This window comes from Streptomyces racemochromogenes (assembly GCF_044129415.1).
In the GTDB taxonomy this organism is placed as follows: Bacteria; Actinomycetota; Actinomycetes; order Streptomycetales; family Streptomycetaceae; genus Streptomyces; species Streptomyces racemochromogenes_A.
Genome location: NZ_JBBDHD010000039.1, coordinates 1 through 15,536, shown reverse-complemented (window position 1 = coordinate 15,536; position 15,536 = coordinate 1). Strand labels below are relative to the sequence as shown.

Sequence of the window (15,536 nt, the reverse complement as noted above, 5' to 3'; positions counted from 1 at the left end):
TCGACAAGCTCCGCTCCTACCTGCGACGCGCCGTGGGCGACGCGCGGGAGCTGCGCGAGCGGGTGCGCGAGCTGGAGGAGTCCGCGCGCGAGCCCATCGCGATCGTGGGCGCGGGGTGCCGCTTCCCGGGCGGGGTGACCTCCCCCGAAGGGCTGTGGCAGGTCGTCTCCGACGGCGTGGACGCGATGGGCCCCCTCCCGCGGGACCGCGGCTGGGACTTCGAGGCCCTGTACGCGCAGGAGCCCGGGGCGCCGGGCACGACGTACGCGCGCGCCGGCGGGTTCCTGCCCGATCTCGCGGAGTTCGACGCGCCGTTCTTCGGCATCAGCCCGCGCGAGGCCCTCGCCATGGACCCGCAGCAGCGGCTGATGCTGGAGACCTCCTGGGAGGCGCTGGAACGCGCCGGCATCGACCCGGCCGGCCTGCGGGGTTCGGCCACCGGCGTGTTCACCGGGATCTACGCCGTCGACTACGGCCCGCGGATGGGCGGGGCGGCGGCCGGCGAAGTCGAGGGCTACGCGCTCCCCGGCACCTACACCAGCGTGGCCTCGGGGCGCGTGGCGTACGTCCTGGGCCTGGAGGGGCCCGCGGTGTCGACCGACACCGCCTGCTCCTCCTCCCTCGTCGCCGTCCACCAGGCCGTGCGGTCCCTGCGGTCGGGGGAGTGCTCGCTGGCGCTGGCCGGCGGGGTCTCGGCCATGCCCACCCCGGGCGTGCTCGTGGAACTCGGGCGCCAGCGCGGCCTGTCCGCCGACGGGCGGTGCAAGGCCTTCGCCGACGCGGCGGACGGCACCGGCTTCTCCGAGGGCGCGGGCGTGCTCGTCCTGGAACGCCTCTCCGACGCGTTGCGGGCCGGGCGCCGCGTCCTGGCGGTGATCCGCGGCTCGGCGGTCAACCAGGACGGTGCCTCCAACGGGCTGACCGCGCCGAACCCGCTGGCGCAGGAACGGGTCATCCGGGCGGCCCTGGCCGACGCCGGACTGTCGGCCGCCGACGTGGACGCGGTCGAGGCGCACGGCACCGGCACCACGCTGGGCGACCCCATGGAGGCGGAGGCGCTGCTGGCCGCGTACGGGCAGGGCCGCGAGCCGGGGAGCCCACTGTGGCTGGGCTCGCTGAAGTCGAACATCGGCCACACCCAGGCCGCCGCGGGCGTCGGCGGGATGATCAAGATGATCATGGCGATGCGGCACGGGGTGCTCCCCAGGACCCTGCACGTGGACCGCCCGTCGACGCACGTGGACTGGTCGGCCGGCGCGGTGGAACTGCTGACCGAGGCCAGGGAGTGGACCGGCGCGCCCGGGCGCCCGCGGCGGGCCGGCGTGTCCGCCTTCGGCATCAGCGGCACCAACGCGCACCTGATCCTCGAACAGGCACCACAGGAACCCCCCGCACCCGAGGCGGACGCCGCACCCGAGGCGGACGCCACGCCCCGGGAGGGCCTGGCACCCCGGGTGGACGCCGCGCCCCGGGTGGACGCCGCGCCGCAGCAGCGGCCCGCGCCCGGAGAGCGGCCCGCGCCGGAGGAGGGCGCCGCCCCCTCCCCGGCGCCCTGGGTGCTGTCCGCCCGGTCGCCGGAGGCCCTGCGGGACCAGGCCCTGCGGCTGCGGGACCAGGTGGCCGCCCACCCCGGCCTGCCGCTCGACGGCGTCGGGCACGCGCTGGTCGCCACGCGCTCGCTGTTCGACCACCGCCTGGTGGTCCTCGGCGCCGGCCGCGACGACCTGCTCGCCGCCCTGACGGCCGCCGCCGGCGAAGGGAGCGCCGACGGGAGCGCCGGCGCGGGCGTGGTGTCCGGCACCGCCGGGCCCGCCGGCGGGACGGTGTTCGTCTTCCCGGGCCAGGGATCGCAGTGGGCCGGGATGGGCCGTGAACTGTGGGACTCCTCCCCGGTGTTCGCACGCCGGATGCGGGAGTGCGCCGACGCGCTGGCCCCCCACGTCGACTGGTCCCTCCACGAGGTGCTCGACGACGCCGCGGCCCTGGAGCGGGTGGACGTCGTCCAGCCCGTGCTGTGGGCCGTCATGGTCTCCCTCGCCGAGGTGTGGCGCGCGTACGGGCTGCGGCCCGGGGCCGTGGTGGGCCACTCGCAGGGCGAGATCGCCGCCGCCTGCGTCGCGGGCGCCCTCTCCGTCGAGGACGCCGCCAAGGTGGTGGCGCTGCGGTCCAAGGCGATCCTGGCCCTGTCCGGGCTCGGCGGGATGGTGTCCGTCGAGCTCCCCGTCGAGGCCCTGCGCGCACGGCTGACCGACGGCCTGTCCGTCGCGGCCGTCAACGGCCCCTCCTCCGCGGTGGTCTCGGGCCACGTCGCCGCACTGGACGCCCTCCTGGCCGCCTGCGAGGCCGAGGGGATCCGCGCCCGCCGCGTCCCGGTGGACTACGCCTCCCACTCCGCGCACGTGGAGGCGATCCGCGGGGAACTCGGCCGCCTGCTCGCCGGGCTGCGGCCGCGCCCCGCCCAGGTCCCCTTCTTCTCCACCGTCACCGCCGGCCGCATGGACACCACCGGCCTGGACGCCGACTACTGGTACACCAACCTGCGCCGGACCGTCCGCTTCGAGGAGACGACCCGGGCCCTCGCCGCGGAGGGCTTCCGCTTCTTCGTCGAGGTCTCCGCCCACCCGGTCCTGACGGTCGGTGTGGAACAGACCCTCGACGACGCGGGCGCCGACGCCCTCGCCGTGGGCACCCTGCGCCGCGGCGAGGGCGGCCTCGCCCGCTTCCACCACTCGGCGGCCGAGGCCTTCGTGGCGGGCGCCCCGGTCACCTGGCAGAGCGCCTTCCCGGACCCGGTGGGCCCGTTCACCGAACTGCCCACCTACGCCTTCCAGCGCCGGCGCTACTGGCTGGACACCCCCGCCGAGGGCGCCGGCGCGACCACCTCCGACCACCCGCTGCTCGACGCGGTCCTCGACCTGCCCGCGGGCCGGGATGCCACCGGCGGCGTCGCGGGCGGCGGCCGGCTCTCCCTCGAACGCCACCCCTGGCTCGCCGGCCACACGGTCCACGGCGCCGTCCTGGTACCGGCCCCCGTCCTGCTGGAACTGGCCCTCTGGGCCGCCCACCGGGCGGGCGGCGACGCCGTCGCCGAACTCACCCTGGAGGCACCGCTGGTGCTGCCCCGCACGGGCGAGCGCGAGATCCGCGTGCTCGTCGACGGTGAGGGGACCATCGGCGTCCACTCCCGGGGCGAGGGCGAAGAGGGCTGGACCCGCAACGCCGTCGGCGCCGTCGGATCCGGACCCGCGCCCGGCCGTCCCGACGACCTCCGCGGCGCCTGGCCCCCCGCCGGCGCGGCCCCCGTCCCGTTCGAGGACGAGTACGCCCGCCTGTCCGCCCTGGGCCTGCGCCACGGGCCCCTCTTCCGCGGCCTGCGCGCGGTGTGGCGCGACGGCGACACCCTCCTCGCGGAGGTGGAGCTGCCCGCCGCCGACGGCGCGGCCGGCCGCTACCGCCTGCACCCGGCCCTGCTCCACGCCGCGCTCCTGCCCGCCGGGCTCGGCGGCATCACCGACGCCTCCCGGCCCGAGGGCTGGCTGCCCCGGCGCGCCACCGGCCTGCGGGCCGAGCCGGCCGGCCCCGGCGTCCTGCGCGTCCGCCTCGCGCCCGCCGGGGAGAACACCCTGTCCCTGTCCCTCGCCGACGGGGCCGGCACCCCCCTCGGCGGCATCGAGGCACTGACCCTGCACCCCGCCGATGTCGGGGAACTGACCGCACTGGGCTTCGCCGCCCACGACTCCCTCTTCCGCGTGGACTGGACCCCCCGCCCTCTTCCCGCCGCCCCGGCCCCCGCCGCGTACGCGGTCCTGGCCACCCCCGACGCGGTCCCCGCAGCCCCGGACGAGGAGGCCCGCGTCTTCGCCGACCTGGGCGAACTCGCCGCCTCGGACGGGCCGGTGCCACCCGTCGTCCTCGCCCCCGCCGGCCTCGCGGACGGCGACACCGACCCCGCCGACACCCCCGCCCGCGTCGAGCGGGCCCTGCACTCCGTCCTGCGCCGCACCCGGGAGTGGCTGGCCGACGACCGCTTCGCCGGCTCCCGCCTGGCCTTCGTGACCCGCGACGCGGTCCGCGACGACCCGGCGGCGCCCACCGACCCGGCCGCGGCCGCCGTCTGGGGCTTCGTCCGCAGCGCGCAGACCGAGAACCCGGGCCGCTTCACGCTCGTCGACACCGACGCCGCGCCCGCCTCCCTCGCCGCCCTCCCGGCGGCGGCCGCCTCCGGCGCGCCCCAGATCCGGCTCCGGGCCGGAGGGGCGACCACCCCGGCCCTGGCCCGCGCCGAGGGCGCCCCGGACGGCGTACCGGCCCTCGGCTCCGGCACCGTCCTGATCACGGGAGGCACCGGCGGCCTGGGCGCGCGGCTCGCCCGCCACCTGGTGGAGCGGCACGGCGTGCGCCGGCTGCTGCTGGCCGGCAGGCGGGGCCCCGAGGCCCCGGCGGCGGCCGCGCTGCGCGAGGAGCTCACCGGGGCCGGAGCGCACGTGGACGTCGTCGCCTGCGACGTCGCCGACCGCGACTCCGTCGCCGCGCTCCTCGCCGCCGTACCGTCCGCGCACCCGCTGAGCGCGGTGGTCCACTGCGCGGGCGTGCTGGCCGACGGCGTCGTCGAGACGCTGACCGAGGACCGCGTGACCGAGGTCCTCGCGCCCAAGGTCCGCGGCGCCTGGCACCTGCACGAGCTGACCCGGCACCTGGACCTCTCCGCGTTCGTGCTGTTCTCCTCGGTCGCGAGCGTCCTCGGCACCGCCGGACAGGCCAACTACGCCGCGGCCAACGGGTTCCTCAACGGCCTGGCCGAGGCCCGCCGGGCCGGCGGACTGCCCGCCACCTCCCTGTGCTGGGGCTTCTGGGCCGAGCGCAGCGAGATGGTCGCCGGCCTCGCCGACGGCGACGTCGTACGCCTGCGCCGGCAGGGCGTCCTGCCGCTGGCCTCCTCGGACGGGCTCGCCCTCTTCGACCTGGCCCTCTCCCGGGAGGAGCCCGTCCTGGTCCCGGCCCGGCTGGACCCCGCCGCCCCCGGCGCCGTCTCCCCGCTGCTGGCCGCGCTGGGCGGCGCCCCCCAGGGCCCGGCCGAGGGACCGGCGGACGGCGGCCACACCGAACCGGCCCTGGCGCAGCGGCTCGCGTCCCTGCCCCCCGAGGAGGCGCGGGCGGCGCTCCTCGACGCGGTCCGGACGCAGACCGCGCTCGTCCTCGGCCACCGCGACACCGCCCGGATCGGCCCGCACGCGGCGTTCAAGCAACTGGGACTCGACTCGCTCACCGCCCTGGAACTGCGCAACAAGCTGTCGGCGGTGACCGGTCTGAAGCTGTCCGCCACGCTCGTCTTCGACCACCCGAACCCGGCCGCCCTCGCGCAGTTCCTGCTCGCGGGCCTCGCCTTCGAATCCGCGGCCCCGCCGTCCCCGGCCCACGCCCTCGCCCAGGAGATCGAACGGCTGGGCTCCCGGCTGGAGGACGCCTTCCTCCGGCTCGCGGAAGAGGACCGCACCACCATTTCCACGCTGCTCGGCGACCTCCAGGGCCGAGTCCGCTCGATGGCGGGCGCCGGAGCACCGGCCGCCCTCGTCAACCAGATCACGTCGGCCTCAGCGGGAGAACTCCTCGCGCTGCTGGACCAAGAGCTCGGCTAGGGGAGAGCGATGACGAACGACAACGGCGCCGAGGTCCTCGACTACCTCCGGCGGACGTCGATCGAGCTGATCGAGACGCGCAAACGCCTCCAGGAGCTGACGGACGCCGCCGCCGAGCCCATCGCGGTCGTGGGCGTCGCCTGCCGCTACCCGGGCGGCGTCGGCTCCCCGGAGGAGCTGTGGGACCTCGTCAGGGCCGGCGCCGACGTGGTCTCGGACTTCCCGCAGGACCGCCACTGGGACCTGGAGGGCCTCTACGACCCCGACCCGGACCACCCCGGCACCTGCTACACCCGCTCGGGCGGGTTCCTGGACGGCGCCGGCGACTTCGACGCCGAGTTCTTCGAGATCAACCCCCGCGAGGCGCTGGCCGCCGACCCGCAGCAGCGGCTGCTCCTGGAGACCTCGTGGGAGTCCCTGGAACGGGCCGGCATCGACCCGCACACCCTGCGCGGCAGCGACACCGGCGTCTTCGCCGGCATCGCGTACTTCGGCTACGGCAACCACCACCACACCCCCGAGGTCATCGCGGGCTACGCGCAGACCGGCTCCCTGCTGAGCGTGGCCTCGGGCCGGGTGGCGTACACCCTGGGCCTGGAGGGCCCGGCCGTCTCCACCGACACCGCCTGCTCCTCCTCGCTGGTGACCGTGCACCAGGCCGTGCAGTCCCTGAGGCAGGGAGAGTGCTCCCTCGCGCTGGCCGGCGGGGTCACCGTCATGGCGACCCCGCAGGTGTTCCGCGAGTTCGCGCGCCAGCGCGGCCTGTCGCCCGACGGCCGGTGCAAGGCCTTCGCCGACGCCGCCGACGGCACCGGCTTCGCCGAGGGCGTCGGCATGCTCGTCCTCGAACGGCTCTCCGACGCACGCCGGGCCGGCCGCCGGATCTGGGCCGTCATCCGCGGCTCCGCCGTCAACCAGGACGGCGCCTCCAACGGCCTGACCGCCCCCAGCGGTCCCGCCCAGCAGCGGGTGATCCGCGCCGCCCTGGCCAACGCCCGCGTCCGGGCGGACGAGGTCGACGTGGTGGAGGCCCACGGCACCGGCACCACCCTCGGCGACCCCATCGAGGCTCAGGCCCTCCTCGCCACCTACGGGCAGGACCGGGAGCCGGGCAACCCCCTGTGGCTGGGCTCGCTGAAGTCGAACATCGGCCACACCCAGGCCGCGGCGGGCGTCGGCGGCATCATCAAGACGATCATGGCGATGCGGCACGGCGTCATGCCCGCCACCCTGCACGTCGACCGCCCCTCCACCCACGTGGACTGGTCCGCCGGCGCCGTCGAACTCCTCACCGAGGCCCGCGAGTGGACCACGGCGCCGGGACGCCCCCGCCGGGCCGGCGTCTCCGGCTTCGGCGCCAGCGGCACCAACGCCCACCTCATCCTGGAACAGGCCCCCGAGGAGGACGCCCCCGAGCCCGCCGAACGGGTCCCGGCCGGCGCCGTCGGCCTGCTGCCGTGGGTGCTGTCGGCCCGCTCGGAGCAGGCCCTGCGCGCCCAGGCCGAGCGGCTGCGCGCCTTCGCCGCCGACGACCCGGGGGCCGGCCCCGCCGCCGTCGCCGCCTCCCTGGTCTCCCGCCGGTCGGCCTTCGAACACCGCGCGGTCGTCCTGGGCCGTGACCGCGAGGGCCTGCTGGACGCCCTCGCCTCCCTCGCCGCGGGCACCGAGAACCCCGCCGTGGTGACCGGCGCGGCCACCGAAGGGGGCGGCGGCACCGTCTTCATGTTCCCCGGCCAGGGCGCCCGGTGGACCGGCGTGGCCCGCGACCTGTGCGCCGCCTTCCCCGTCTTCGCCGAGGCCCTCGACGAGGTCTGCGCCCGCTTCGACGTGCACCTCCCGTTCCCCCTCAAGCCCCTCCTCCTGGCCGACGAGCCCGAGGGCGCCGACCGCACGGACGTCATGCAGCCCGCGCTGTTCGCCCTCCAGGTCGCCCTCTACCGGACCCTGACCCGGTTCGGCCCGCGCCCGGACCGCCTCATCGGACACTCCGTCGGCGAGATCGCCGCCGCCCATGTGGCCGGGGCCCTCGACCTGGACACCGCCACCCGGATCGTGGCCGCCCGCGGCCGCACCATGCAGGCCGTCACCGAACGCGGCGCCATGCTGGCCGTCCGCGCCTCCGAGGCCGAGGTCCGCGCCCTGCTCGCCCCCTACGCCCGCACCGGCGTCGCCGCCGTCAACGGCCCCGACTCGGTGGTGGTCTCCGGCCTGCGCGAGGAGGTCCACGACCTGCGCGACCGGCTCGTCGCCGACGGCCGCTCGGCCAAGCTCCTCCCGTTCGACCACGCCTTCCACTCCCCGCTCATGGACCCGGTCCTGGAGGAGTTCGCGGCGGCCCTCCCCGCCCTCACCGCGGGCGACGGGCCGCGGATCCCGGTCGTCTCCACCCTCCTGGGCCGGGAGGCCACGCTCCGGGAACTGACCTCCGCCGCGCACTGGGTGGACCACGTCCGCGCACCCGTGCGCTTCCACGAGGCCGTCGACCAGGCCCGCGCCGCCGGAGCCGGCGTCTTCGTCGAGGTCGGACCCGGCTCGACCCTCGCCGGCCTCGCCAAGGACTCCTTCGCCGCCGAGGGCGCCGACGCCCACGTCATCGCCTCCTCGCGCCGCGACCGGGGCACGGCCGAGGGCCTGGCCGCGGCCCTCGCCGGACTGCACGTCCGCGGCGCCTCCGTGGACTGGGCCGCCCTGACCGGCACGCAGCCGCCCGTGGACCTCCCCACGTACGCCTTCCAGCGCCGGCGCCACTGGCTGGACTTCCTCGCCGGCACGGCCACCGCCGACGTGGCCTCCGCCGGCCTGTCCTCCCCACACCACCCGCTGCTCGGGGCCTCGCTGGACCACCCCGGCACCGACGAGACCGTCTTCACCGGCCTGTGGTCCCTGCGCACCCACGGCTGGCTCGCCGACCACGCCGTGTTCGGCTCGGCCGTCGTCCCCGCCACCGCCTACCTCGACCTGGCGCTGTCGGCGGGCGAGCGCCTCGGCTGCCCGGCGGTCACGGAACTCTCCCTGGAGGTCCCCCTGGTCCTGCCCGACGAGGGCGGCGTCCAGGTCCGGGTCGTGGCCGGCGCGCCGGACGAGGACGGACGCCGCTCCCTGGACGTGTACGCGCGCCCCGCCGGGGACGGCGCGCACACCGGCGCCTGGACCCGCCACGCCCACGGCACCCTGACCCCGCCCCCGGCCGGCGCCGAGGCCCCGGCCCTGACCCCAGCCCCGGCCGGCGCCGAGGGCGCTGCCCCGACCCTCGCCCCGGCCCCCGCCGGCGCCGAGGCCCCGGCCCCGGCCGGCGGGCCGTTGTTCGCCTGGCCCCCGGCCGGCGCCGAACGGCTCCCCTTCGACGGCCTCTACGAGTCCCTCGCCGACCGCGGCTTCGACTACGGCCCGGCCTTCCGCGGCCTGCGCGAGGTCTGGCGGCGCGGCGAGGAGCTCTTCGCCCTCGCCACCCTCCCGGAGGACGCCCGGGCGGCGGCCGGCGACGGGTTCGCCCTGCACCCGGCGCTCACCGACACCGTCCTCCACGCCGTGGTCGTCGGCGGCGTCCTCACCGTCACCGACGAACAGGGCTGGATGCCCTTCTCCTGGTCCGGCGCGACCCTCACCGGGACGTGCGGCCCGACCGTCCGCGTCCGGCTCACCCCCTCGGGCGAGGGCGTCGTCGCCCTGGACGTCGCCGACGAACGCGGCCGCGCGGTCGCCCGCGTCGACGCGCTGACCTTCCGCCCCGCCACCGCCGACCAGGTGCGCCCGGCGGGCGCGGGCGGCGGGCAACCCCTGTACGCCCTCGACTGGGTCGCCGCCCCGCCGGAGCCCGGGGACGGCGCCCCCGCGCCGTGGGGCGTGCTCGGCGCCGGGGACGGCCCGGCCGCCCGGCTCGCCGGGGCGGGCGGCGGCGACGCCACCCTCTACACCTCCCTCGCCGAGGTCCCCTCCGGCGAGGACGCCCCCCGCCACCTCGTGCTCCCCGTGGACGGCCTCGTCCCCGCCGGGGAGCCGGGCCCCGTCCCCGCCGTCGGCGGGACGGCCGAGCGCGTCCTCGACCTGGTGCAGCGGTTCCTCGCCGACGAACGTCTCGCCGGATCCACCCTGGTGGTGCTCACCCGCCGGGCCCAGGCCACCGGCGCGGCCGAGGGCGTCGACAGCCTCCCCGGGGCCTCCGTATGGGGTCTGGTCCGCTCCGCCCAGACCGAGCACCCCGGCCGGTTCCGGCTCGTCGACGTCGACGACGAGGAGAGCTCCCGCGCGGCGCTCCCGGGCGCCCTGCGGCTCGACGAGGACCAGCTGGCCCTGCGCGACGGCGCGTACCTCGTCCCCCGTCTGGCCCCGGCCCCGGCCGCCGACCTGCGGCTCGAACCGCCCGCACGGGGCGCGTACCGCCTGGGCATCCCGCGGCGGGGCACCCTGGAGAACCTCACGTGGGTGCCCTGCCCCGAGGTGGAGGCGCCCCTGGAGAGCGGACAGGTCCGTATCGCCGTCCGGGCCGCGGGCCTCAACTTCCGCGACGTCACGATCGCCCTGGGGCTCATCGACCGGACGGACTTCGACGCCGGACTCGGCAGCGAGGGCTCCGGCGTCGTCCTGGAGACGGCGGACGACGTGACCGCCTTCCGGCCCGGCGACCGGGTCACCGGCATCTTCCCCGGCGCCTTCGCCCCGGTGGCCGTGGCCGACCACCGCCTGCTGACCCACGTCCCCGACGGCTGGAGCCATGCCGAGGCGGCGTCCGTCCCCAGCACCTTCCTCACCGCCTACTACGCCCTCTTCCACGTGATGCGCCTGGAGAGGGGGCAGCGCATCCTCATCCACGCCGCCGCCGGCGGCGTCGGCACGGCCGCCGTCCAGCTCGCCCGGTACGCCGGCGCCGAGGTGTACGCGACCGCCGCCCCCGCCAAGTGGCCCGCCCTGCGCGCCCAAGGCCTGGACGACGCCCACCTGGCGTCCTCCCGCGACCTGGACTTCGTCCGGAAGTTCCTCGACTCCACGGGCGGCCGCGGCGTGGACGTGGTCCTCAACTCCCTCGCGCACGCCTTCGTCGACGCCTCCCTGGAACTGCTCCCCGGCGGCGGCCACTTCATCGAGATGGGCAAGACCGACATCCGCGACGGCCGCCAGGTGGCCGCCGACCACCCCGGCGTCGACTACCGGGCCTTCGACCTCTACGGCTCGGCCGGACCCGACGCCCTCCAGGTGATGTTCCGGGAGGTCATGCAGCTGTTCGCCGACGGCCGCCTGCGGCCGGGGCCGGTGTCCGTGCGCCACGTCCGCGACGCGCGCACCGCGTTCCGCGAGATGAGCCAGGGCCGCCACACCGGCAAGCTGGTCCTCGACCTGGGCGAGGACTTCGGCGGCGGCACCGTCCTGATCACCGGCGGAACCGGCGGCGTCGGCTCGCTGGTGGCCCGGCACCTGGTCGCCGAACGCGGCGTGCGCAGCCTGGTCCTGGCGAGCCGTCGGGGCCCGGCCGCCGACGGGGTGCCCGCGCTGGTCGCGGAGCTGGAGGCGGCCGGCGCCGCCGTCCGGGTCGTGGCCTGCGACATCGCCGACCGGGCCGCCGTGGCCGGGCTGCTCGCGGACCTGCCCGCCGGCCGGCCGCTGACGGCCGTCGTCCACGCGGCCGGCGTACTGGCGGACGGCACCGTCGAGTCGCTGACCCCGGAGGGCCTGCACGACGTCCTGCGCGCCAAGGTGGCCGGGGCGGTCCACCTGGACGAGCTGACCCGCGGGCACACCCTGTCGGCGTTCCTCCTCTTCTCCGCCCTCGCCGGCACGCTCGGCACCGCCGGACAGGCGAACTACGCGGCGGCCAACGGCTTCCTCGACGGTCTGGCGGCCCGCCGCCGCACGTCCGGGCTGCCCGGCACCTCGCTGTGCTGGGGCTGGTGGGAACAGAGCAGCGGGATGACCGAGGACCTGGGCCGGGCCGACCTCTCCCGGCTCCGGAGGATGGGCATCGCCCCCATGCCGACCCCCGAGGCCCTGGCCCTGTTCGACGCGGCGTGCGCGAGCGACCGGGCGGTCCTCGTCCCGGCCCGGGTGGACCTCGCGGCCCTGCGGGGCGGCGGGGCGCCGGCGCCGCTCCTGCGCGGCCTCGCCGAGGGCGCCCGCCCCCGCCGGGCACGTGCGGCCACGGCCGGGGCCGCCGGCCCCGTCGCCCGGCTGGGGACCCTGCCGGAGGCGGAGGCGGAGGCCGCCGCCGTGGACTGGGTCCGCGACCAGGCCGCCGTCGTCCTCGGCCACCCGGCGGGCACGGCCGTCGACGCCGACCAGCCGTTCACCCAGCTCGGGTTCGACTCGCTGACCGCCGTCGAGCTGTGCAACCGCCTGGCCGCCGCGACCGGACTGCGCCTGCCGTCCACCCTCGTCTTCAACTACCCGACACCCCGCGAGCTGGGCCTGCACCTCCTCGGCCTGCTCCGTCCCGCCTCCGGGGCGCACGACCCCGCCCCGGAGGCGGACCCCGCCCGGGACGCGGAGATCAGGGAAGCGCTGCGGACCGTCTCGATCGACGCCCTGCGCCGGGCCGGCGTCCTGGAGGCCGTCCTGGCGTGCGCGAAGGCGCCCGCGCGGACGCCCGGGGACGGCGCCGCGCAGCCGGCGGACGAGGCCGCCGGCGCGGACGGACTGGCGGGCATGGACCTGGACGCCCTGCTCGACCTGGCCCTGGATGAGAAGAGGTAGTGACATGACCAACTCCGCGGATCAGACGGCGGAGGGCGCGGACCGGGTCCAGCGGGCGCTCCGCACGCTCCTGGAGGAACGCGACCGCCTCCGCCAGGAGAACGAGGCCCTCAGGGCCGGCCGTGGCGAGCCGATCGCCGTCGTGGCCATGGCCTGCCGCTACCCGGGAGGCGTGTCCTCGCCCGAGGACCTGTGGGAGGTGGTCCGCGAGGGCCGTGACGTCGTCGACGCCTTCCCCGAGGACCGCGGCTGGCGGGACGTGTACGACCCGGACCCCGACGCCCCCGGCAGCGCCCACGTCCGCCAGGGCGGCTTCCTGGCCGACCCGGCCGGCTTCGACGCCGAGTTCTTCGGCATCAGCCCCCGCGAGGCCCTCGCCACCGATCCGCAGCAGCGGCTGCTGCTGGAGACCTCGTGGGAGGCCTTCGAGCGGGCCGGCATCGTCCCCGCCGACGTCCGCGGCACCGAGGTCGGGGTCTTCACCGGGGTGAGCTCGACGGAGTACGGGTGGCGCTTCCTGGAGGCCGGGCAGAGTGAGCTGGAGGGCTACCTTCTGTACGGCAGCTCGCTGAGCGTCGCCTCCGGCCGGGTCGCGTACGAGCTGGGCCTGACCGGCCCGGCGGTGTCCCTGGACACGGCCTGCTCGTCCTCCCTGGTGGCCCTGCACATGGCGGTGCAGTCGCTGCGCGCGGGGGAGTGCTCGATGGCGCTCGCGGGCGGGGCGCTGGTGATGTCCTCGCCCGCGGCGTTCGTGGAGTTCGCCCGGCAGGGCGCGCTCTCGCCCGACGGCCGCTGCAAGGCCTTCGCGGACGGCGCGGACGGCACCGGCTGGGCCGAGGGCGTCGGCGTCCTGCTCCTGGAGCGGCTCTCCGACGCCCGCCGCCACGGCCACCCGGTGCTCGCCCTCGTCCGCGGCTCCGCCGTCAACCAGGACGGCGCCAGCAACGGCCTGACCGCCCCCAACGGCCGCGCCCAGGAGAAGGTGATCCGGCGGGCCCTGGCCAACGCCGGGGTCACCGCCGCCGAGGTGGACCTGGTCGAGGCCCACGGCACCGGAACCGTGCTGGGCGACCCCATCGAGGCCGGCGCCCTGCTCGCCACCTACGGCAAGGACCGGGCCGGCGGCCGGCCGCTGTGGCTGGGCTCCCTGAAGTCGAACATGGGGCACGCCCAGGCCGCCGCCGGCGTCGCCGGGGTCATCAAGGCGGTGATGGCGATGCGCCACGCCCACCTGCCCCGCACCCTCCACGTCGACGCGCCCTCACGGCACGTCGACTGGTCCTCCGGCGGGATCGAACTGCTGGTGGAGGGGCGGGAGTGGACCCGGCCGGACGGCCCGCGCCGGGCCGGGGTCTCCTCGTTCGGCGTCAGCGGCACCAACGCCCACGTCATCCTGGAGGAGGCCCCGCCCCAGGAGCCGGCGGCGGACCCCGGCCCCGGCCCGGACGTCGCCGGCGGGCTGGTGCCGTGGGTGCTGTCGGGCAGGAGCGCGGCCGCCCTCGAAGGACAGGCGGCCAGGCTGGCCGCCTTCCTCGCCGGCGCACCGCACGCCGACCTCGTCGGCGTCGGCGCCTCGCTGGTGTCGGCCCGCTCGCGGTTCGAGCACCGCGCGGTCGTGCTGGGGCGCGGCCGCGAGGCGCTGCTGGACGGCCTCGCCGCGCTCGGCCGGGGCGCCGAATCCCCCGCGGTGGTGCGCGCGGTGGCCGCGAAGCCCGGGGGAGTCGCCTTCGTCTTCCCCGGCCAGGGCTCGCAGTGGGCCGGGATGGGCCGGCAGCTGTACGCGACCTTCCCCGTCTTCGCCCGGCACCTCGACGCCTGCGCGGCCGCCCTGTCCGAATGGGTCGACTGGTCGCTGCTCGACGTGGTGCACGGTGCGCCGGCGGCGCCGTCCCTGGACCGGGTGGACGTGGTCCAGCCCGCGCTGTTCGCGATGATGGTCTCCCTGGCCGGCCTGTGGCGTTCCTGGGGCGTGGAGCCGGCCGCGGTGGTGGGCCACAGCCAGGGCGAGATCGCCGCGGCCTGCGTCGCCGGCGCGCTGTCCCTGCGGGACGCGGCCAGGATCGTGGCCCTGCGCAGCAAGGCCCTGGTGGACCTGATCGGCCACGGCGGGATGGCCTCGGTCGCGGAGTCCGCCGACGTCGTGGCCGCGCGGCTCGCCCCGTGGAGCGGCCGGCTGGACGTCGCCGTCGTCAACGGACCCGGCGCGGTCGTGGTGTCCGGGGAACCGGACGCGCTCGACGAGTTCGTCGAGAAGATGCGCGCCGACGGCGTCCAGGCCCGGCGGATATCCGTCGACTACGCCTCCCACTCCCACCAGGTGGCCCGGGTCCGCGACCGCGTGACCGGCCCCCTGGCCGGAGTGCGGCCGGGGCCGTCGCAGGTCCCCTTCTGCTCCACCCTGTACGGCGAGGTCATCGACACCACCCGGCTGAACGCCGAGTACTGGTACGACAACCTGCGCGAAAAGGTCCTTTTCGAATCCTCCGTCCGGCGGTTGGCCGACGACGGGTTCCGGGTGTTCATCGAGATGAGCCCGCACCCCGTGCTGACCCTCCCGGTCCAGGAGATCACCGAGGACCTGGACGACGCCCTGGTGCTGTCCTCGTCCCGGCGCGACCGCGACGAGGTCGAGTCCGTGCTCGGCTCGCTGGCCCGCCTCCACGCCCACGGCGGCGCCGTGGACTGGAGCGCGCTCTTCGGCGAGCGCCCCCGCACCGACCTGCCCACGTACGCGTTCCAGCGGCAGCGGTACTGGCTGGCCCCCTCGCGTACGGCGGTGGAGGCGGAGGTCCCCGCTCCGGAAGGCCCCGCCGACGAGGACCGCACCGTCCCCCTGCCGGACCGGCTCGCCGCGCTCTCCGGGCAGGAGGCGCGCGAACTCGTCCTCGCCCACGTCCTGGAGAAGGTGGCCCTCGTGCTCGGACACGCCTCCGGCGCCACGATCTCCCCCGACCAGGAGTTCAAGGAGATCGGGTTCGACTCCCTGCTCTCGGCGGAGCTCAGCAAGCGCCTGACCGCCTCGACCGGGCTCGAACTCCGCGCCAACCTGGTCCTGCGCCAGCCCTCGCCGCGACGGATCGCCGGACACATCACGGACCTGCTGGCCGCGGCCGGCGCCCGCTGACCCCCTGGCGCCCGGCGGCCCCCGGGGGGGGGGGGGGGGGGGGGGGGGGGGGGGGGGGGGGGGGGGGGGGGGGGGGGGGGGGGGGGGGGGGGGGG

At 77.2% G+C, this 15,536-nt stretch carries 1 protein-coding gene and 2 pseudogenes; all 3 read left to right on the top strand.

The window, feature by feature from the left end; all coding sequences use genetic code 11:
- Nucleotides 1–2: 2 nt before the first annotated feature.
- Nucleotides 3–5,636: pseudogene (locus WDV06_RS37350) on the top strand (type I polyketide synthase); the annotation flags it as partial.
- Between the two features lie 9 nt (nucleotides 5,637–5,645).
- The gene (locus tag WDV06_RS37345) at nucleotides 5,646–12,317 is read left to right on the top strand and encodes a type I polyketide synthase (RefSeq protein WP_463668218.1); all 6,672 of its coding nucleotides are present in this window, start codon (nucleotides 5,646–5,648) and stop codon (nucleotides 12,315–12,317) included.
- 115 nt (nucleotides 12,318–12,432) lie between these two features.
- A pseudogene (locus WDV06_RS17320) lies at nucleotides 12,433–15,441 on the top strand (type I polyketide synthase); the annotation flags it as partial.
- Between the last annotated feature and the right edge of the window lie 95 nt (nucleotides 15,442–15,536).

Coding starts and splice junctions, on each gene's coding strand:
- WDV06_RS37345 (WP_463668218.1), top strand. CDS start 5,646: ATGACGAACGACAACGGCGCCGAGGTCCTCGACTACCTCCGGCGGACG.